We start from the raw sequence: 20,142 nt of genomic DNA on the forward strand, positions 1-20,142 counted from the left end.
GTCCCCACGGACCGGCGAGTGAGACGACAGCTCCCGTGCGGCGCCCAGGCCCCGGACCGCGGAACCGCGCACATCACGCGGGCCGCGACCGGACACCGGCCCGGCGCCCGGGAGCGTGACGGGAGAAACGCCCGCATGCCCCAGTCCATGGATCCCCATGAGGCGGCGCGCGACAGCGCCGCCGGGGACACCCCCGAGAACAACAGCCCCAGCGACACCCTGCCTCCGCGGCGGCGCCGTGCGGCCTCCCGCCCGGCGGGTCCGCCCTCCGCGCCGGTCGCCGACGCGCAGGCCCAGGAGGAGACCGGGGCCACGACGGTGATCGCGGACTCCGCGCCCGCCGCTCCGGCGGCCCTCTCCGCGCTGTCGGAGGGGGAGACCGCCGCCGAGGCGGCTCCCGAGCCCGCGGCCCCGCGGCGCCGGCGGGCGGTCCGCAAGGCCACGGCACCGGCCGGCGCGCCCAGAGCGGCCGAGGAGCCGGAGACCGTGGCACCGGAGGCCGCCGAGGAGCCGGAGGAGGCCGGGCCGGCCGAGGAGATCGCCGCCGCCCAGGAGGAGGCCGCCGCCGAGGCGGTCGCCGAGGAGGACGACGAGCTCTCCGGCGGCACTCCGGCGGCGGAGGCCGCCGAAGCGGCTCCCCCCGAGCCCGAGCCCGTGGCCGCCCCCGCCGCAGAGGCGGAGGCCGCTCCCCGTGCCCGTACCCGCCGCCGTGCCGTGCGCAAGGCGACCGCTCCGGCCGGTGCGCCCACCGTCACCGGTGACGGTGACCTGGCCGAGCCCACGGTCGTCGGCGACCAGACCCCGGCGGTGGCCCCGGCCGACGAGGCCGCGGCCGCCCCGTCCGGCGAGGAGGCCCCGCGCCGTACCCGTCGCCGCGCCGTCCGCAAGGCCACGGCTCCGGCCGGTGCCCCGGCCGAGGCGGCCGCCGCGGCCGGGGGAATCGAGGCCGCGCAGGGCGGCGCCCCCGAGGCCGGGGCTCCGTCGGAGAGCCCCGCGCAGCCGCTGACCGAGGGCACCGTGACCGTCGCCGACGCCGTGGAGGCGCCGAGAGGCCGCACCCGCCGTCGTTCCGCGCGCCGCGGCGAGACCGGTCTGGCCACTCCGGAGCTCGCTCCGGTGGCCGATGACGCCGCCGTGCCCGCCCGTGGCGAAGCCGGGGCGGCCGCGGAGACGGAGCGTGCGGAGGGCTCCGCCGAGGAGCGGCCGGCCCGTTCGCGCCGCCGGGCCGAGCGCCGGCAGCCCGCGGCCGAGGCCGGGACGGAGGCAGCGGCGGGAGCCGGCGCCCCCGGGAATGCCCCGTTCGCGGCGCCCGAGGCACCTGCGGCGGAGCCCGAGCCGGAGCCGGGCGGCCGTACGCGCCGCCGCGCCGTCCGGCCGCCGACGGCCGTGTTCCAGGCACCGGTCTTCACCGAGCCCATGTTCCAGACGCCGGAGCGTGCCGCCGCCGAGGCCGCCGCGGAGGCGGCGGAGGAAGAGCCCGAGGCCGGGGAGGCGGCCGAGCGGCAGCCCGCCGCGGCCACCGGCGGCACACGCCGTCGCCGCCGCCGGGCCGGCGCCGCGGAGGACACCGGTCCCGAGGCCGGCACCGCCGCCGAGGCCGCCGAGGAGGAACAGCCGGAGGCGGCCGCCGAGCCGCAGGCCGGTGAGGAGGAGTACGGCGAGCGCCCGTCCCGCCGTCGCCGCCGGGGTGGCCGTCGCCGCCGCCGGGGCGAGGGCGAGGGGAACGGCGAGGCCGGCGAGGAGGGCCCCGAGGACGCCGGGACCGAGGGCGAGGACGCCGGGGAGCCCACTGCCGAGGGTGACCGCGAGGGCGCCGGTACCGGGCAGCGGGAGGAGCGCGAGGAGCGGGACGAGCAGGAGGAGGACCACGGCGGCGCGGGCGGCACCAGCAGCAGCCGCCGCCGTCGCCGCCGGCGTCGGCGCAGCGGGGACGCGGGCGACCACCCGGTCGACGCCTCGCAGGACGACCCGGAGCGCACGGTCGTCAAGATCCGCGAGCCGCGCAAGAAGGAGGAGCCCGGCACGGGCTTCGACGAGGTGCAGTCCATCAAGGGTTCGACCCGGATGGAGGCGAAGAAGCAGCGCCGCCGCGAGGGCCGCGAGCAGGGCCGTCGCCGCGTGCCGATCATCACCGAGGCCGAGTTCCTGGCCCGGCGCGAGGCCGTCGAGCGGGTGATGGTCGTCCGCCAGAGCGGTGAGCGCACCCAGATCGGCGTGCTGGAGGACGGCGTCCTCGTTGAGCACTTCGTCAACAAGGAGCAGGCCACCAGTTACGTCGGCAACGTCTACCTGGGCAAGGTCCAGAACGTGCTGCCGTCGATGGAGGCCGCGTTCGTCGACATCGGCAAGGGCCGCAACGCCGTGCTGTACGCCGGTGAGGTCAACTTCGACGCGCTCGGCATGTCCGGCGGTCCGCGCCGGATCGAGACCGCGCTCAAGTCGGGCCAGTCGGTTCTGGTGCAGGTCACCAAGGACCCGATCGGCCACAAGGGTGCCCGGCTCACCAGCCAGGTGTCGCTGCCCGGCCGCTACCTGGTCTACGTGCCCGAGGGCTCGATGACGGGGATCAGCCGCAAGCTGCCGGACACCGAGCGCTCCCGGCTGAAGCAGATCCTCAAGAAGATCGTCCCCGAGGACGCGGGCGTCATCGTGCGCACCGCCGCCGAGGGCGCGTCCGAGGACGAGCTGGCCCGGGACGTCGAGCGGCTGCAGCAGCAGTGGGCCGACATCCAGAAGAAGGCCAAGGGCGGCGGCGCCCCCACCCTCCTCTACGGCGAGCCGGACATGACCGTCCGCGTCGTCCGCGACATCTTCAACGAGGACTTCTCCAAGGTCATCGTCAGCGGTGACGGTGCCTGGGAGACCATCCAGGGATATGTCTCGCACGTCGCCCCGGATCTCACCGACCGGCTGCAGAAGTGGACGTCGGACGTCGACGTCTTCGCCACGTACCGGATCGACGAGCAGCTGATGAAGGCGCTGGACCGCAAGGTCTGGCTGCCCAGCGGCGGTTCGCTGGTGATCGACCGGACCGAGGCGATGGTCGTCGTCGACGTCAACACCGGCAAGTTCACCGGCCAGGGCGGCAACCTGGAGGAGACGGTCACCAGGAACAACCTGGAGGCGGCCGAGGAGATCGTGCGCCAGCTGCGGCTGCGCGACCTCGGCGGCATCATCGTGATCGACTTCATCGACATGGTGCTGGAGTCCAACCGGGACCTGGTGCTGCGCCGGCTGCTGGAGTGCCTGGGCCGTGACCGTACGAAGCACCAGGTGGCCGAGGTCACCTCGCTGGGTCTGGTGCAGATGACCCGCAAGCGGGTCGGCCAGGGACTCCTGGAGTCGTTCTCGGAGACCTGCGTCCACTGCAACGGACGCGGCGTCATCGTGCACATGGAGCAGCCGTCGGCGCCCGGCGGTGGCGGTGGCAAGCGGAAGAAGAAGGGCAAGGGCGGCGCGGCCGCGGCGGAGCCGCACATCCACGCCCCGGAGCCGTCGGACATCGGCGCCGGGGGCGAGGCCGCGGTGGCCGCGATGGCGTCCCCGGAGACGCCGGCCGAGGTGGCGGCGGAGGCCGCCGAGCCGGTGGCGCTGCCGGAGCCCGCGTTCAGCCCGGACGAGGAGCTGTTCAGCAGCGCGGCCGAGGCGGAGGCGGCGGCCTCCCGGGTCGGCCGCGGCCGGCGCCGGGCGGTCCGCAAGGCGTCCGCGCCGGCGGGCCCGCCCAAGGCGGCCGCCGGGGAGGCGGTCGTGGTCGTCGCCCCGGCCGAGCCCGGGACGCGGCCCGAAGAGGTGCGGGAGCCCGTGACGGAGACGGTGGCGGAGCCGGCGGCCGAGGCCGCTCCGGAGCCCGCGCCGGCCGCCGAGGCGGCGCCTGTGGCCCGTACCCGCCGCCGTGCCGTGCGCAAGGCCTCGGCCCCCGCGGGTCCGCCGAAGGGCACCGAGGAGCCGGAGGAGACGGCCGTGGTGGTCGTTCCCGCAGGTGAGCCGGCCGCGGAGCCGGAGCCCGTCATGGCCGGGGCGCAGCCGTCCGCGGGGCCCGAGACGGAGCCCGCGGAGGGCCAGGAGCCCGCGGCCGCCCCGGCGAAGAAGGCGGCGAAGCGCGCCGCGGCCAAGAAGGCGACGGCGAAGAAGGCCGCCACCAAGAAGACGGCGGCCAAGAAGGAGCCGGGCACGGTGAAGAAGGCGGCCGCCAAGAAGACCACGGCGAAGAAGGCCGCCGCCAGGAAGACGGCGAAGAAGGCCGTGGCGCCGGAGCAGTCCTCCGCCCCGGCCGCGGCCTCGGCCGACGAGTCGTAGCCACGGCGGGCCGCACGGCCCGTGTGTGCGCCGGGCCGGTGCGCCCCCTCCCTTCCCGGGAGGGCGGGGCACCGGCCCGGCGCCGTGCGGGGTCGTCCCGTCGGCCGCGCGGGAACGCGTCCGGGCGGCCGCGCGGGAACGCGTCCGGGCGGGGCCTCCCGGCGCGGGGCCGGAGCGCGGTATGCGAGCGGTGGCCGGGCGGGTGGCGCCCTCCGCCCCGGGCGCCCCGGGCGACGTGCGCGCCGTGAACGTCAGCGGGGAGCCGTCCCGGAACGCCCCCGGAACGCCCCCGGACCGTAGGGGACCGGTGGCCGTGAGGGCCGGTTTGACCGGCGTGTCAAGGCCCCGTAATCTTGACCGTCGGCGTGTGTACGCCAACCCCTTGAGCACATCCCTCCCGGTCCGCCGGGGGAGGCCGCTCGTCCTTCCGGAAACCGCGGTACGGATCCTTCGGAGATCCGGCTTCCGCGTGAGCGGCTGGCATCAGGGGTCCCGTTCGAGCAGAGAGTGAGATCCGCGTGTACGCCATCGTGCGCAGCGGTGGTCGCCAGCACAAGGTTGCTGTCGGCGACATCGTTGAGGTTGACAAGATTTCCACCGGCAAGGTCGGCGACACGGTCGAGCTCTCGACCCTGCTCGTGGTCGACGGCGACGCGGTCACCAGCGACCCGTGGGTCCTCGCGGGCATCAAGGTCCAGGGCGAGATCGTGGACCACCACAAGGGCGCCAAGATCGACATCCTGCGGTACAAGAACAAGACCGGTTACCGCCGGCGCCAGGGCCACCGCCAGCAGTACACGGCGCTGAAGATCACCGACATCCCCGCGGCTGCGAAGTAAGGGACTGAGAACACATGGCACACAAGAAGGGCGCATCGTCCACCCGGAACGGGCGCGACTCCAATGCCCAGCGGCTCGGCGTGAAGCGCTTCGGCGGTCAGGTCGTCAACGCCGGTGAGATCCTGGTCCGCCAGCGCGGCACCCACTTCCACCCGGGCAACGGCGTCGGCCGCGGCGGCGACGACACGCTGTTCGCCCTCGCCGCCGGTGCGGTGCAGTTCGGCACCAGCCGCGGCCGCAAGGTCGTGAACATCGTTCCGGTCGCCGAGTAATCAGCCCGGACGCGAAGACACAGCACCGAGGGCGGGCCGCCCTTCCCGTCGCGCAGCGCACGCTCGCGGCGGGAAGCCGGTCCGCCCTCGGCGCGTTGACCAGGCAGTACCGCAGAGCAGTACCGCAGAACAACCCCGTCACCAGGCCGGAAGGCCGGTACGCACAGCAGGAGGCACCCGTATGACCACCTTCGTGGACCGCGTCGAACTGCATGTCGCCGCGGGTAACGGAGGCCACGGCTGTGCCTCCGTTCACCGTGAGAAGTTCAAGCCGCTCGGCGGCCCCGACGGCGGCAACGGCGGCCGGGGCGGCGATGTGACCCTGGTCGTCGACCAGTCCGTCACCACGCTCCTCGACTACCACCACAGCCCGCACCGCAAGGCCGGCAACGGCAGGCCCGGCGAGGGCGGGAACCGTTCCGGCAAGGACGGCCAGGACCTGGTGCTGCCGGTCCCGGACGGCACCGTCGTCCTCGACAAGCAGGGCCGGGTGCTCGCCGACCTCGTCGGCCAGGGCACCACCTACGTCGCCGCGCAGGGCGGCCGCGGCGGTCTCGGCAACGCCGCGCTGGCCTCGGCCCGCCGCAAGGCTCCCGGGTTCGCGCTGCTGGGCGAGCCGGGGCACACCGGGGACATCGTCCTGGAGCTCAAGACGGTCGCCGATGTGGCGCTGGTCGGGTACCCGAGCGCCGGCAAGTCCTCGCTGATCTCGGTGCTCTCCGCCGCCAAGCCGAAGATCGCCGACTATCCGTTCACGACCCTGGTGCCCAACCTGGGCGTGGTGACGGCCGGTTCGACCGTCTACACCGTCGCGGACGTTCCCGGGCTGATCCCGGGCGCCAGCCAGGGCAGGGGCCTGGGCCTGGAGTTCCTGCGCCATGTCGAGCGCTGCTCGGTGCTGGTGCACGTCCTGGACACCGCCACCCTGGAGTCCGACCGCGACCCGCTCTCCGACCTCGACACCATCGAGGAGGAGCTGCGGAGCTACGGCGGCCTGGGCGACCGGCCGCGGATCGTCGTCCTCAACAAGATCGATGTGCCGGACGGCAAGGACCTCGCCGAGATGGTCCGTCCCGATCTGGAGGCCCGCGGTTACCGGGTCTTCGAGGTGTCGGCCGTCGCCCACACCGGTCTGAGGGAGCTGTCCTTCGCGCTGGCCGAGATCGTGGCGAGGGCGCGCGCCGCCAAGCCCGAGCAGGAGGCGACCCGGATCGTCATCCGCCCGAAGGCGGTGGACGACGCGGGCTTCACCGTCACCCGCGAGGGCGAGGACCTGTACCGGGTGCGGGGGGAGAAGCCCGAACGCTGGGTGCGGCAGACGGACTTCAGCAACGACGAGGCCGTCGGCTATCTCGCGGACCGGCTCAACCGCCTCGGCGTGGAGGACGCCCTGGTCAAGGCGGGTGCCCGGGCGGGCGACGGCGTCGCGATCGGCCCGGAGGACGACGCGGTCGTCTTCGACTGGGAGCCGAGCATGGCCGCGGGCGCCGAGATGCTCGGCCGCCGCGGCGAGGACCACCGCCTGGAGGCGCCGCGCCCGGCCGCCGTACGCCGCCGCGACCGGGACGCGGAGCGGGACGAGGCCGAGGCGGAGTACCGGGGCTTCGACCCCTTCTCCTGACCGGCCCGGCCGGGCGTTCCGGACCTGCCGGCCGCGCCCGCCGGCCCCTCGTCCGGTCCCGTCCGGCCTCCCGTACGGAAGGGGACCGCGGACCACGGGCCCCGCCCGCCCCGTACGCCGGGGGCGTGCGGGGCCCTCCGCGCACCGGGAACCGTCCTGCCCCCGTCCGCACACGGCATAGGGTGGCGCCATGACGTGGTTGATCACAGGCGGTGCCGGCTACATCGGCTCCCATGTAGTGAAGGCACTGACCGGCAGCGGTGAACGCGCCGTCGTGCTCGACGATCTGAGCACCGGGGAAGCCGGGCGGCTGCCCTCCGGCGTCCCCCTGGAACGGGGGTCCGTCCTCGACCGGGAGCTGCTGGACCGCGTCCTGCGCGAGCACGCCGTGACGGGTGTCGTGCACATCGCCGCCAAGAAGCAAGTCGGCGAGTCGGTGGAGAAGCCGCTGCTCTACTACCGGGAGAACGTCGAAGGGCTGCGGACGGTGCTCCAGGCGGCCGCCGACGCCGGGGTGCGCCGCTTCCTCTTCTCCTCCTCGGCCGCCGTCTACGGCATGCCGGAGACCGATCTCGTCACCGAGGCCACCCCCTGCGCGCCGATGAGCCCGTACGGCGAGACGAAGCTCGCCGGCGAGTGGCTGGTGGCCGCGACCGGGCGGGCGCACGGCATGGCGACGGTCTCCCTGCGCTACTTCAACGTGGCCGGTGCCGCCTCGCCCGAGCTGAGCGACGCGGGCGTCTTCAACCTCGTCCCCATGGTCTTCGAGCGGCTCTCCGCGGGGCGGCCGCCGCTCGTCTTCGGGGACGACTACCCCACGCCGGACGGCACGTGCGTCCGGGACTACATCCACGTCGAGGACGTCGCCGACGCGCATGTGGCGGCCGTCCGCCGGCTCACCGCCGACCCGGAGACCGCCCTGGTGCTCAACATCGGCCGCGGGGAAGGGGTGTCGGTGACCGAGATGATCGGGATCATCGGCGAGGTCACCGGCCTGGACGCGCGGCCCGAGGTGCGGGAGCGGCGGCCCGGCGACCCGGCGCGGGTGGTCGCCTCGGCGGAAATGATCGGCAAGGAGCTCGGCTGGACGGCCCGGTACGGGGTGCGGGAGATGGTGGAGTCGGCCTGGGCCGGCTGGTGCGCCCGGCACCCGGAGACCGGCACGGGCTGAGCCCGTACGGACGCCCGGCCGGCGTCCCGGGGCCGGGACCACCGGCAGGGCCGGGGCGGCCGGGACCACGGACAGGGGCGGGGCCCCCGGGGGCTCCTCCTCCGGCCCGCCCCCGTCCTTTGTTCCCGGCCCCCCCCCCCCGCCCCCGGGGCCGGCGACCGCGGCCTCGTTGAAGCGGACCAGGGACGGCGGGTCCGACGGGCCGAGCAGATAGGTCTTCAGCTCGGCGCGGGCCGCCGCGAGGGTGTCCTTCTCCGGATTGCGCACGGCCTCCAGCAGTTCCGGGAGACCGTCGGCCTCCGGGGTGAGGATGGCCGCCGCCCGTACGGTCGGGAAGCCGGCCCGGAACTCCTTCTCGTCGAGCCCGCTCGTGTTGGCCACCGCGTAGGGCTTCTCACTGGTCAGGTAGTCGGAGACGACGCTCGACACATCGCTGATCAGCAGATCGGCCTGGTTGAAGCAGGTGTAGATGGCGGGCCGGGGGCCGGTGATGATCTGGTGCTCCCACTCGGGGAAGGACGCCCAGTACGCGCGTTCCCAGGCGGCCGTCGCCGCCACCACGGCCGCGGCGCGGTCGGTGTCGGGCGTCGACTGGATCATCATCCGCTCGGCCTCGTCGGCGTCGGGACGGAAGTGCGTACTGGTCAGCCGGTCCAGTTCGACGGCGCGGCGGCGCAGCTCGGCGGCGGCCTCCGGGCCCGGCCGCGGTCCGCCGCGGCGGGCGTTGGCCTCGGAGATCATGGCCTGGATGCGCTCGTTGGCACGGGCCGCGCGCGGGTCGACGGAGCCGGTCATGGGGTGGGGCTTGTAGAGCAGCCGCACGCCCGGGTCGGCGAGCAGCCGGCGGACGATGTTCTCACCGGCGAGGATCACCGAGGTGTTGCCCGGGTCGTTGGTCCAGCCCTCCCAGGTGGGGGCGTAGAGGACGGTGGTGAGGCCGTCGTCGGCCGGCGGCCCGGCGTAGGGGCGGATCGGCGACAGCTGCGGGCGGCCGACCTCCACCACGTCCCGGTCGTCGACGCCGATGTCGGCGAGCTGGTAGCGCTCGCGCGCGGCCGGACCGGCCACCCACACCTCGTCGTACGCCTTGGCGTAGGGGTTGCAGCTGGAGAGCTTGTCGCTCTCGCCGTGGTTGATGAACGCGTGCTTGATCGAGGGGATGCGCAGAACCTGCGAGGTCTTACCGGAGTTGGCCGGGTGCAGCATCATCTTGAGCGTCGAGTGCTCCAGATGCATCAGATGCGCGACCTTCGGGATGCAGAGGATCGGCACGTCCGTGGCGTCGATCTTCTGCACCATGAAGCGCTCGCGGAGCACGATGACCGGCCTGCCGTCGAGCTGCGGCAGCGTGGAGAGCCACATGTTGGCCTGGTACGCCGAGGTGGTGCCGCCGGAGAAGTACATGCCGACCGTGGGCCGGTACTCGGCGAGCCAGGTGTCCAGCCACTTCAGCACCTGCGCCTCGGTCGCCGAGCGCTTGGCCGGCAGCAGCCAGCCCGCGAGGTACAGGGTGCCGGCGATGGAGACGGCCAGCGCGAGGGCCAGCCCGATGCCGCCCCAGAAGGCGTCCCGGGTGACCACGGTGGCCAGCAGGCCTGCGGTGACCGGCATCGAGAAGGTCAGCAGCCGGTGGCCCGGACGGCGGGACAGGATGCGCGGCGGCGCGGGGGAGAGCCGCAGGGCCGAGGTGTCGATGTTCCGGGTGACGATCGGCAGCGTCCGGCTGCGGCGCACCAGCACCGCGGTGGCCTGGCACGCGAAGTGCGTCATGTAGAAGGCCAGCAGCCCGATGGTCAGCGGAGAGTGCTCCGCGATCGGGTTGATGTCCTCCACCCGGAGGAGCCCCAGCACGATCAGCATGTCCCGCAGCAGTTGCCGGACGGTGACGTCGAAGCGGACCTTGCCCAGCAGCGACAGCAGCCCCGGCTGCTTCAGCTGGAGATACAGATCGAGGGCGAGCCCCCCCGCCGAGGCGATGACGAAGGTCGGCACATGGGGCAGCAGGGCACCCGCGAGCTGGCCCGTATAGGCCGCGAACATCGCGAAGAGTGCTGTGAGCTGCACAACACGGCGGGTGGCTGGTCCGGCAGAGGGCACGAGCTGAGCTCCTGGCGGGGGGAGTGGACGGGAGATGACCGCGTGGGTCCGGTGCGCGCGCCGCGGGCTGAACGCGGGCTGCCACGGAGAACAACCACTGACCGTATGACGTGCGCCGCCGCTATGACAATTTCACGTGACGGGTGTCACCGGGGTGACCGGCGGCCTGATCCGTCATGACCGTTTCATAACGTTCCGGGAGCCGGGGCCGGGGCCGGGGGCCGTCCCGGCCGCGGCCCGCGGATCTCCCGGCCGGGCCGTTCCGCCGTCCGCCCCCCGGGGCCGTCCTCCTGGTCCGTCCCGCGAGGCGGACGGCCCGGCGGACGGCCCGTGACCTGGCGTAGATTCTCCGGGAGACAGCGGTTCGATCATCCGGCCGGCCGCGGTCCGGCGGACGGCGAGAGAGAAGGAAGCGGCGCGGTGTCAGGGGCAGCGGGATCGGCAGTGGACAGGGACGACGTCACCTCGGCCCGGAGGATCGTGGTGAAGGTCGGCTCCTCCTCCCTGACGACCTCGGCGGGCGGGCTCGACGCCGACCGCGTGGACGCCCTCGTCGACACCCTGGTCACCGCGCGCGGCGACGGCGCGAAGGAGCTCGTGCTCGTCTCGTCCGGAGCGATCGCCGCCGGCCTGTCACCGCTCGGGCTCCGCCGCCGCCCCCGGGACCTGGCCCGCCAGCAGGCCGCCGCGAGCGTCGGCCAGGGGCTGCTGATGGCCCGGTACACCGCCTCCTTCGCCCGCTACGGCATCCGCGTCGGCCAGGTGCTGCTCACCTCCGACGACACCAGCCGCCGGGCCCACTACCGCAACGCCTACCGCACCCTGGACCAATTGCTGGCCATGGGCGCCTTCCCGGTCGTCAACGAGAACGACACGGTGGCCACGGACGAGATCCGCTTCGGCGACAACGACCGGCTCGCCGCCCTCGTGGCCCATCTCGTCCGCGCCGATCTGCTGCTGCTGCTCTCGGATGTCGACGCCCTCTACGACGGCGACCCCGGCACTCCGGGCACCAGCCGGATCCCCGAGGTCAGGGGCGTGAAGGACCTGGACGGGGTCTCCATCGGCAGTGCCGGCAAGGCCGGGGTCGGCACCGGCGGCATGGTCACCAAGGTCGAGGCCGCCAGGATCGCCGCCGCCGCGGGCATCCCCGTGGTGCTCACCTCCGCCAGCCGTGCGGCCGACGCGCTCGCGGGCCGGCCCATCGGCACCCACTTCCACCGCACCGGGCGGCGCTCCGCCGGCCGGCTGCTGTGGCTCGCCCACGCCTCGACCCCGCTCGGCGCGCTGACCTTGGACGACGGAGCCGTACAGGCCGTCGTGGAACGGCACAGCTCCCTGCTGCCGGCCGGCATCGCCGCCGTGGAGGGCGACTTCAGCGCGGGGGACCCGGTCGAGCTCCGCGACACCGCCGGGACCCCCGTCGCCCGCGGGCTGGTCAGCTTCGACGCCAAGGAGATCCCCCGGCTCATCGGCCGCTCCACCCGCGACCTCGCGCGGGAGCTGGGGCCGGCCTACGAGCGGGAGGTCGTCCACCGCGACGATCTCGTCGTGCTCGGCTAGGTCCTGTCGGGCACATAGCGCTGTCCGCCCCGAAGGGCGGGCTCCGCGGCGTCTGGTGCGTGCGATCGCAAGGCGGAGGAGGAGAGCGCAGCGTGCTGCGCCGACGATCGACAACGCGGCGAGCGTGCGTGAGGACCGGCCGGCGCCCTCACCCCGCCGCCGCCGAACGGCCGGACTCCGCTCTTTTCACCGGTGACCTTTTCCGAAAACCCCGCACGGCCGCCCGCGGGCTGGTCAACTCTTGGTACGGGCGCCGGGACGGCGGCCGGGGCCGCGCTCCGCGGAGGGGGAGCGGGCCCGTCAGCAGCACACGGCCCGCCCGCGGGGACGCGGAGCGCCGCATCGGAACAGGAGGCCGCCGGTGAGACGAGGGCGCCTGGAGGCGCTGCGCCGGGTGACGGCGGAGCGGAGGGCTCCGGCCGGCACCGGCGGGGGCCGCGACCGCACTTCACGCCCGCCCGTCTCCGTCGTCCCGGCCGCACCCGCCGCCGGGACCGGGCCGCGCGAGGGCGGCCCCGGGAAGGGGGAGCGCGAGCCGTCCCGGCTGTGGCACATCACCCTCAGCGTCTCCGGCGTGCGGACCCCGCCGGCCGAGGTCCGCAGGGGGCTGGAGCAGCTCGCCCACGACCATCCCTTCCTGCTGACCGGCCGCTACGCCGCCGACCACGCCGAGATCCGGTACTGGGAGGAGGCGCGGGACCTGCACGACGCGGCGGCGGTCGCGCTGCGGCTCTGGGGCGAGCACCGCTCGACGGCGGGGCTGCCGCCCTGGGAGATCGTCGGCCTGGAGGTCGTGGACCGGGAGACGTACCACCAGCGCGTCACCGAGGGCTACGGTCCGCCACCCGTCTCACCGGTCGGCGTCCATCCGTTCTGACGCGGTCCGGCGCCGTCCGCCGCCGCTCCCGGACCGGGGCCGGCCGTCTCGCGCAGCGGAACAGGCGCTGATCCGCGGGCGCGGCTCAGTACCCTGGGCCCCATGAGCGTCTTCCCTTCGCCCCTCGCCGATCCCATGCCGCAGTCCCCGGTCATCCGGGCCGCCTACCGCGCCCGTGCCGCGGCCACCGAGATCGCCCCGCTGCCGCGGTCGGTCAAGGACGACGTGCTGCGCGCGATCGCCGACGCCCTGGAAGTGCGCATCAAGGAGATCGTCGAGGCCAACGCGGAGGACGTGGAGCGCGCGCGGGCCGCCGGCACCAGCGAGGCGATCATCGACCGGCTCACCCTGACCCCCGAGCGGATCCGCGCGATCGCCGCCGACGTCCGGGCCACGATGGCCCTGCCCGACCCGGTCGGCGAGGTCGTCCGCGGCTCGACCCTCCCCAACGGGCTCGACCTGCGCCAGGTGCGGGTCCCGCTCGGCGTGATCGGCATCATCTACGAGGCCCGGCCGAACGTCACCGTGGACGCCGCGGCGCTCTGCCTGAAGTCGGGCAACGCGGTGCTGCTGCGCGGCTCCTCCTCCGCCTCCTCCTCGAACAAGGCCCTGGTCACCGTGTTGCGGGACGCCGTCGGCGGGGCCGGACTGCCGGCCGACGCCGTGCAGCTCGTCCCCGGCGACAGCCGCGAGTCGGTACGGGAGCTGATGCGCGCCCGGGGCATGGTCGACGTGCTGATCCCGCGCGGCGGCGCCTCGCTGATCCAGACGGTCGTCGAGGAGTCCACCGTGCCCGTCATCGAGACCGGCACCGGCAACTGCCACGTCTACATCGACGCCGAGACCGACCTCGACATGGCCGTGGAGATCCTGGTCAACTCCAAGGCGCAGCGGCCCAGCGTCTGCAACGCCGCCGAGACCGTCCTCGTCCACCGGGACATCGCCGAGGCGTTCCTGCCGCGGGCCCTGGCGGCGCTGGCGGAGGCCGGGGTGACCGTGCACGCCGACGAGCGGGTGCGGGAGATCGCCGGGCGCGCGGAGACCGGGGCGACCGTCGTCGAGGCCACCACCGAGGACTGGGAGACCGAATACCTCTCCTACGACATCGCCGCCGGGGTCGTGGACTCGCTGGACGCGGCCGTGGCCCACATCCGGCTCTGGTCCTCCGGCCACACCGAGGCGATCGTCACCACCTCGCAGGCCGCCGCCCGGCGGTTCACCCAGTTGGTGGACTCCACCACGGTCGCCGTGAACGCCTCCACCCGCTTCACCGACGGCAGCCAGTTCGGCTTCGGCGCGGAGATCGGCATCTCCACCCAGAAGCTGCACGCCCGGGGCCCGATGGGCCTGCCGGAGCTGACCTCCACGAAGTACATCGTGACCGGTGACGGCCACGTCCGCGGCGGTGGCCGCCCGGCCTGCTGACCCGCGCGACGGCCCGGCGCACCACCGGTGCGCCGGGCTGATTTTCAGCTCGCCCTGCCCAAAGCGGCCGGACCGGGGCTAACCTGGACGGGTGCCGGAGGATGTGGGGGGCAGGCCGTTCCCGGACGGTGACGAGCCCGACAGCCACCACCACGGGGCGGCGGACGACGAGTTCGCCACCGTGGCGTTCGACGAGGACTTCATCCGGGCGGCGCCCGTCCATGAACCCAGCGCCGTCGAGCGGATGCTGGCCGCGGCCCAGGCGCGGGCGGAGGCCGAGGCGGCCCGCCGCTCGCGGCCCGGAGTCCCCACGACCGACGAGGAGCTGTACGAGCTCTACGGCGTCGGCCGCGCGGAGCCCGAGAGCGGAGACTCCTGGTACGAGGCCGCCGGCGGGGAGCACGATCCGCACGACCCGTACGGTCCCTACGGCGGCACCCTGCGCCCGTACCGCGGCCGGGTCCGCTGGCACCGGCCGGTGGCCTGGATCCTCGCCGTGGTGATGGGGGTCGGCATGGTGGCGCTCGCCTTCGCGGCGGTCTACCGCGGGGAGTCCGGTGCCCGGCAGGACCCCGCGCCGCCGCCCGCCACCACCGGGGTGGACGGGGACCGGATCGGCGGACTCGGCGGCTCGCCGGGAGGAGTGCCGCCCGTCTCCGCGGACGCCCCGCGGCCCACCGCCTCGGCGGCCGGGCGCTGAGGGCCGGCGTCACCCGGACAGCCGAAACGGGGGCCGCGGAATTTGCCCGGATCCCCGCGTTTACCAGGGGCCCTTCCGACCTACTCTGTTGGTATGGCCGGTCCTGGAGACCCACCTGAGGGGACACCCGAGGGCGTCCCGGGCGGTGGCGACGACGACTACCGATCCGTCGTCTTCGACGAATCGTTCGTGCGCGCTGCCCGGCTCCAGGAGTTCTCCGCGCAGGAGCGGCTCGGCGACCGCGCTCCGGCGGTCCGCGACCGCACTCCCTGGGACCGCGGCCGGGGGCACCGGCAAGTGATCCTGCTGGTCGTCCTGATCACCCTGGCCTTCAGCACCGCCGTCTATCTCGGGGTGCGCAGCCCTTACCAGGCGGCCGCGGAGCACGACCCCGGGCCGCTGCGGAGCTCGGTGCTTCCGCTGGCCCCGCGCGGCAGTGTGCCCGGGGCGGCACCGGACACGCTCTTCGAGCACAGCCCGGCAGCGGAATTCCGGGTGGGCGCCGACGGCGTCTCGCTGCCCGCGGCCCGGCGCACCGGGAGCTTCACGGACAGCCAGGTGCTCGCCGCGCTCGACGCCGCGAAGGAGTACATCGTCCGGTCCTCCCTCGATCCGGAGGTGCTCACCGGCGGCACGGTGCGCCCGGTGCGGGTCCTGGTGGATCCGCAGCAGCAGGAACAGTTCGACCGCAGCATGGAGGACCCGGCCGACGACGGGCGGCACGCCGCCTCCGGGTGGCTCGTCCGCTTCGACCCCGACGAGGTGGCGCTGGCCGACCCGGGGATACGGGTGCGCGGCAGCCTCGCCATCGCCGAGGCGGGCCCGGACCAGCTGGAGGTCACCGGCGACCACACCTTCGTCTACGCGCTCAGCCCGGCGGACGCCGCCGAGCGGGCGGAGAAGGGGGACGGCGGAAACAACGGGAACGCCTCGCTCTTCACCGTGCGCCGCGAGACGCGGTTCCGCTTCGACCGCGGCGATCTGCGCGACCACCGCGTCGAAGTGGTGCAGAGCCAGGTGCACGCGGGCCCGATGAGCTGCGCCGCGGACACGGCCCGGTATCTGAGGCCGCTGCTCGCCGGGGAGCGCGCGGACCGGAGCGGCCCGGCCGAGACCGACCCGTTCGCACCGGGCCGGTCCACCCCGGCGCTCTGCGGTGAACTCGCGGACGAGGCCCAGCCGGACCCGCCCCGCGGCTCCCGCCGGACCTCCTAGCCGGCCCCGGCCTCCTAGCTGCTCCCGGAGGGCTTGGAACCACTGCCGCCGGAACCGCCCGCACCGCCGCCGTTGGCCGCCCCGGTGAACTTCTCCCGGAGCTTGCCGCCCAGGTCGCCCGCGCCCCCGGCGATGTCCCGCACCAGGCCCATGAGCGGGTCCTTGCTGGTGCGCACCGTGTCGGCGTAGTGGCTCGCGGACTCCTTGATGGAGTCGGTCACCGAGGTGTCCTTGTCCTCCTCCCGGCGCGGGTAGTGGCCGTCCATGAGCCGCTGGTAGTCGCGGCTCGCCGCCCACTTCTTCAGCTCGGCGGCGCGGACCGTGGTGAAGGGGTGGCTGCGCGGCAGCACGTTCATGATCTTCAGCACGGAATCCCGCAGATCGCCGCCGGCCTCGTACTCCTCGGCCTGGGCCAGGAAGGCGTCCACGTTCATCTCGTGCAGATGGTTGCCACCGGCTATCTTCATCAGGCCGCGCATCGACGCCTCCAGGTCCTGCCCGACGAGCAGCCCGGCCCGGTCCGCCGAGAGCTCCGACTTGCGGAACCACTCGCGCAGTGCCGTCACGATCGCCATGATCGCCACATTGCCCAGCGGGATCCAGGCGACCTTGAGGGCGAGCCCGGTGAGGAAGAGCAGGATGGTCCGGTAGACCGAGTGCCCGGACAGCGCGTGGCCCACCTCGTGGCCGACGACCGCCCGCATCTCCTGCTCGTCGAGCAGTTCGACGAGGCCCGTGCTCACGACGATGATGGGCTCGTCGAGACCGATGCACATGGCGTTGGGCTGCGGATTCTGCTGCACGTACATCGCCGGGACCTTCTCCAGGTCCAGGATGTGGCAGGCGTCCAGCAGCATGGTGTGCAGATGCGCGAACTGCTGGTCGCTCACCCGCACCGAATCGGACAGGAAGAGCAGCCGCAGCGAGCGCTCGGGCAGCAGCCCGCTGAGCGCCTTGAAGACGGTGTCGAAACCGCTCAGCTTGCGCAGCGCGACCAGCGCGGAGCGGTCGGCGGGATGCTCGTAGGCACGCGAGGAGATCCCCGGGAACCGCCTGCGGTTGCGGTCCGGCACGCGCTCATGGCTTGCTTCGGTCATCGTGACCCCCCTTGTCGGCCCGGATGTGTGGCCTCAGCCCCCGTGCGGTCCCCACCCTAGTTCGCGGCGGTGACAGCGGGATGACGCCGGTCGGACTCCGTAGGACGCCAGGAGTCGGCGTGAGGTTGCGCCGGGGCCCCGCTTACGATGAGGGCGCTACGAAGCGTCCCTGCCCGACGAACACCTGGATAGGTCTGCGAGATGAGTCTTCCCAGCTCCGCCCACGCCCTGATCGTGCTCGCCTCCGAGGGCGGTGAGCACGGCGGGAACCACGAGAGCCTCAACCCCTATCTCACCGGTGGGGGCGCGCTGTTCGCGCTGCTCCTGCTCCTCTGGATCACCACACGGCTCAACCGCGACCGCTGAGGGCCGGGACGCTGCCCCGGACCGGGAAGTAGGCTCTGCACGCATGGGAGAGCAGGACATGCCTGTGACCGGTCCGGCGAAGCGCCGGCTGGGAGTGATGGGCGGGACGTTCGATCCGGTCCACCACGGCCACCTGGTCGCGGCCAGCGAGGTCGCCGCCAAGTACCACCTGGACGAGGTGGTGTTCGTACCCACCGGGCAGCCGTGGCAGAAGAGCCACCAGAACGTCTCCCCGGCCGAGGACCGCTATCTGATGACGGTCATCGCCACGGCGTCCAACCCGCAGTTCTCGGTCAGCCGGATCGACATCGACCGCGGCGGCAAGACCTACACCATCGACACCCTCCGGGACCTGCGGGAACGAAACCCCGAGGCGGACCTCTTCTTCATCACCGGAGCGGACGCCCTCTCCCAGATCCTGGGCTGGCGCGACGCCCCCGAACTGTTCTCCCTGGCGCACTTCATCGGCGTCACCCGGCCGGGTCACGTGCTCTCCGACCCCGGTCTGCCCGACGGCGGCGTCTCACTGATCGAGGTACCGGCGCTCGCGATCTCGTCGACGGACTGCCGGGCGAGGGTGGCGGCGGGCGCACCCGTCTGGTATCTGGTGCCGGACGGGGTGGTGCGCTACATCGACAAGCGCGGGCTGTACCGGGACGCCGGTTGAGCGATCCGGTCCGGCAAGGGAAGGGGCACTGGTGAACGACGCACACTCCGGGCGGTACGGGAGGCCCGAGGACGGCCGGGACCCCTACGTCTACGACCCGTACACCCAGCAGTACTACGACCCCTCCCAGGGCGGCGGCGACCCGGCGCAGGCCGGCCGGGCGCGCCGGCCGGACCAGCCGGAACAGCCGTACGACCCGTACGGTGCCCCCTACGGTGAGCAGGGCTCCTACGGTGAGCAGGGCTCCTACGGCGAGGGCACCTACGACCCGTACGGGTACCAGCAGCAGCCGCAAGGGCAGCAGCCCCAAGCCCAGCCCCAGTCCCAGCCCCAGCAGTTCGACGCCTACGGCCGCCCCCACCAGCCGTACCCGGACCAGCGGCAGCAGGGCTACGGCTACGACCCGGCCGCCTACGGCGCGGCGGGTCCCGCCACCACCGGACAGCAGCCGCAGCCGGGGACGTACGAGAGCCCGCACCCGTACCCGGGGCAGCAGACCGGGGACGAGACCTGGGTCCCCCGGCAGCAGGCCCGTACCGCGGAGTCCCCCGCGGGGCCGGCGCCCCGGCGCGCACCCGCCGCCGGCGGACGGGGTGACGGCCCGGGCGGCGGCGCGGACGGCGGGGGAGACCCCGGCTACCGCACCGAACAGTTCTCGTTCATCGAGGAGCCCGACGAGGACGCCGAGGACGTCATCGACTGGCTGAAGTTCGCCGAGACCCGCACCGAGCGGCGCGACGAACGCAAACGGAAGGGCCGCAACCGGCTGGTCGCCCTGGTCGTGGTGCTCGTCCTCTCCCTGGTCGGCGGCGCCGGATACCTCTGGTACGCGGGCAAACTGCCCGGCCTGTCCGGTACCGGCGAGGGAACGCCGGCGGCCGGCGGCCCCCAGAAGCGCGACGTGATCATCGTGCATCTGCGGCACACCAAGGACGGCGGCAGCTCCACCGCGCTCCTGGTCGACAACGAGACGACCGGCAAGGGCACCACCCTGCTGCTGCCGAACGCCCTCGCGGTCTCCGCCGAGGGCGGCGGTTCCACGACGCTCGGCAGCTCCGTCGAGGAGGACGGCAACGGCCCGACCCGCGACGCCCTGAACACGCTGCTCGGCTCCGAGATCAAGCACAGCTGGCGGCTCGACACCCCGTATCTGGAGAATCTCGTCGAACTGGTGGGCGGCGTCACCGTCGACACCGACGCCGACGTCCCGGGCGAGAAGAAGGGTGAGGAGCCGCTCGCGCGGAAGGGCGAGGACGTGAGCCTCGGCGGTCGGGCGGCCGTCGGCTACGCCACCCTGCTGCGCAAGGGCGAGGAGCAGACCGACCAGCTCCAGCGCTTCGGCCAGGTGATGCGGGCCGTGCTGCGGAAGATGCCCGGCGAGGCGGAGATGGCCACCGAGACGGTCCGCTCCCTCAACCAGATCGCCGACCCCTCGCTCACCGAGGCGCAGCTCGGCGCCTCCCTGGCCGAGCTGGGGGAGCAGGCCAAGGGCGGCGAGTACGCCACCGAACTGCTGCCCGTGCGGGCGGACGGCACCCTCGCCCCGGAGACCGCCGAGACCGTGGTCAAGGACGTCCTCGGCGGCAAGGTCACCAACGCCGACCCGGACGCCGCCCCGAGGATCAGCGTGCGCAACGCCACCGGCGACGACGCGGCCGCCGAGAAGGCGCGGGTCGCCCTGGTCAACGGCGGCTACACCGTGGTGAACGGCGGCAGCGCCGATGCCGCCCGGGAGCTCTCCCAGGTGACGTACACCGGTGCGGACCAGGCGGCGAAGGCCAAGGAGATCGCCATCACACTGGGCCTGCCGGAGAGCGCGGTGAAGAAGGGCAAGGGAGCCTCGAACGCCGATGTGACGGTGGTCCTGGGCCGGGACTACCGGGCCGGGACGGGCTCCCCCTAGCCGGGGCCGCACCCCGGCCGCGGCCCCGGCGGA

General features: G+C 74.0%; 14 protein-coding genes and 1 pseudogene. 13 read left to right on the plus strand and 2 right to left on the minus strand.

Annotated features, from left to right (window positions below):
* Positions 1-135 precede the first annotated feature (135 nt).
* The 5 genes from IF83_RS0123355 to galE all read left to right on the plus strand — a co-directional run bounded on the left by IF83_RS0123355 (position 136) and on the right by galE (position 8,199).
* Positions 136-4,296, plus strand: a complete 4,161-nt coding sequence (locus IF83_RS0123355; protein WP_030547271.1) for an Rne/Rng family ribonuclease — start codon at positions 136-138, stop codon at positions 4,294-4,296.
* Positions 4,297-4,814: 518 nt separating this feature from the next.
* Complete coding sequence (gene rplU / locus IF83_RS0123360; protein ID WP_019709073.1) at positions 4,815-5,135, plus strand: 50S ribosomal protein L21; 321 nt, start codon at positions 4,815-4,817, stop codon at positions 5,133-5,135.
* A 14-nt stretch (positions 5,136-5,149) separates the two neighbouring features.
* Positions 5,150-5,407 (plus strand): 50S ribosomal protein L27, encoded by a 258-nt coding sequence (rpmA, locus tag IF83_RS0123365; RefSeq protein WP_019709074.1) that lies wholly within the window; start codon positions 5,150-5,152, stop codon positions 5,405-5,407.
* A gap of 181 nt (positions 5,408-5,588) precedes the next feature.
* Positions 5,589-7,028, plus strand: a complete 1,440-nt coding sequence (gene obgE, locus IF83_RS0123370) for a GTPase ObgE (protein WP_030547273.1) — start codon at positions 5,589-5,591, stop codon at positions 7,026-7,028.
* 190 nt (positions 7,029-7,218) lie between these two features.
* Positions 7,219-8,199 (plus strand): UDP-glucose 4-epimerase GalE, encoded by a 981-nt coding sequence (gene galE / locus IF83_RS0123375; RefSeq protein ID WP_030547275.1) that lies wholly within the window; start codon positions 7,219-7,221, stop codon positions 8,197-8,199.
* Positions 8,200-8,352: 153 nt separating this feature from the next.
* Here the strand turns inward: galE and IF83_RS32495 are convergent.
* Positions 8,353-10,296: pseudogene (locus tag IF83_RS32495) on the minus strand (hypothetical protein); the annotation flags it as partial.
* Positions 10,297-10,740: 444 nt separating this feature from the next.
* Between IF83_RS32495 and proB the strand changes: the two are divergent.
* The 5 genes from proB (at position 10,741) to IF83_RS0123405 (ending at position 16,076) form a co-directional block, all read left to right on the plus strand.
* Positions 10,741-11,859, plus strand: coding sequence for a glutamate 5-kinase (proB, locus tag IF83_RS0123385; RefSeq protein WP_051723232.1), 1,119 nt, complete (start codon positions 10,741-10,743; stop codon positions 11,857-11,859).
* 361 nt (positions 11,860-12,220) lie between these two features.
* Complete coding sequence (locus IF83_RS0123390) at positions 12,221-12,736, plus strand: hypothetical protein (protein ID WP_078843777.1); 516 nt, start codon at positions 12,221-12,223, stop codon at positions 12,734-12,736.
* 102 nt (positions 12,737-12,838) lie between these two features.
* Positions 12,839-14,161: a glutamate-5-semialdehyde dehydrogenase gene (locus tag IF83_RS0123395; protein WP_051723234.1), complete on the plus strand. Its 1,323-nt coding sequence runs from the start codon at positions 12,839-12,841 to the stop codon at positions 14,159-14,161.
* Positions 14,162-14,252: 91 nt separating this feature from the next.
* Complete coding sequence (locus tag IF83_RS0123400) at positions 14,253-14,861, plus strand: SCO2584 family spore wall biosynthesis protein (protein ID WP_030547283.1); 609 nt, start codon at positions 14,253-14,255, stop codon at positions 14,859-14,861.
* A gap of 93 nt (positions 14,862-14,954) precedes the next feature.
* Positions 14,955-16,076: an SCO2583 family membrane protein gene (locus tag IF83_RS0123405; protein ID WP_030547284.1), complete on the plus strand. Its 1,122-nt coding sequence runs from the start codon at positions 14,955-14,957 to the stop codon at positions 16,074-16,076.
* Between the two features lie 14 nt (positions 16,077-16,090).
* Here IF83_RS0123405 and IF83_RS0123410 read toward each other — a convergent pair whose 3' ends face one another.
* A complete protein-coding gene (locus IF83_RS0123410; RefSeq protein ID WP_030547286.1) occupies positions 16,091-17,173 on the minus strand; it encodes a M48 family metallopeptidase in 1,083 nt (360 codons plus the stop codon).
* 201 nt (positions 17,174-17,374) lie between these two features.
* On the opposite strand from IF83_RS0123410, the gene IF83_RS34155 reads away from it, so the two are divergent.
* The 3 genes from IF83_RS34155 to IF83_RS0123425 are packed head-to-tail and all read left to right on the plus strand — an operon-like array spanning position 17,375 to position 20,109.
* Complete coding sequence (locus IF83_RS34155) at positions 17,375-17,539, plus strand: hypothetical protein (RefSeq protein ID WP_037681011.1); 165 nt, start codon at positions 17,375-17,377, stop codon at positions 17,537-17,539.
* Between the two features lie 43 nt (positions 17,540-17,582).
* Entirely contained in the window at positions 17,583-18,206 is a 624-nt protein-coding gene (nadD, locus tag IF83_RS0123420) for a nicotinate-nucleotide adenylyltransferase (RefSeq protein WP_030547287.1), read from the plus strand.
* 31 nt (positions 18,207-18,237) lie between these two features.
* Positions 18,238-20,109, plus strand: coding sequence for a LytR C-terminal domain-containing protein (locus tag IF83_RS0123425; protein ID WP_051723236.1), 1,872 nt, complete (start codon positions 18,238-18,240; stop codon positions 20,107-20,109).
* Positions 20,110-20,142: the final 33 nt, after the last annotated feature.

The sequence above is a fragment of the Streptomyces albus subsp. albus genome (genome assembly GCF_000719865.1).
GTDB lineage: Bacteria > Actinomycetota > Actinomycetes > Streptomycetales > Streptomycetaceae > Streptomyces > Streptomyces albus_E.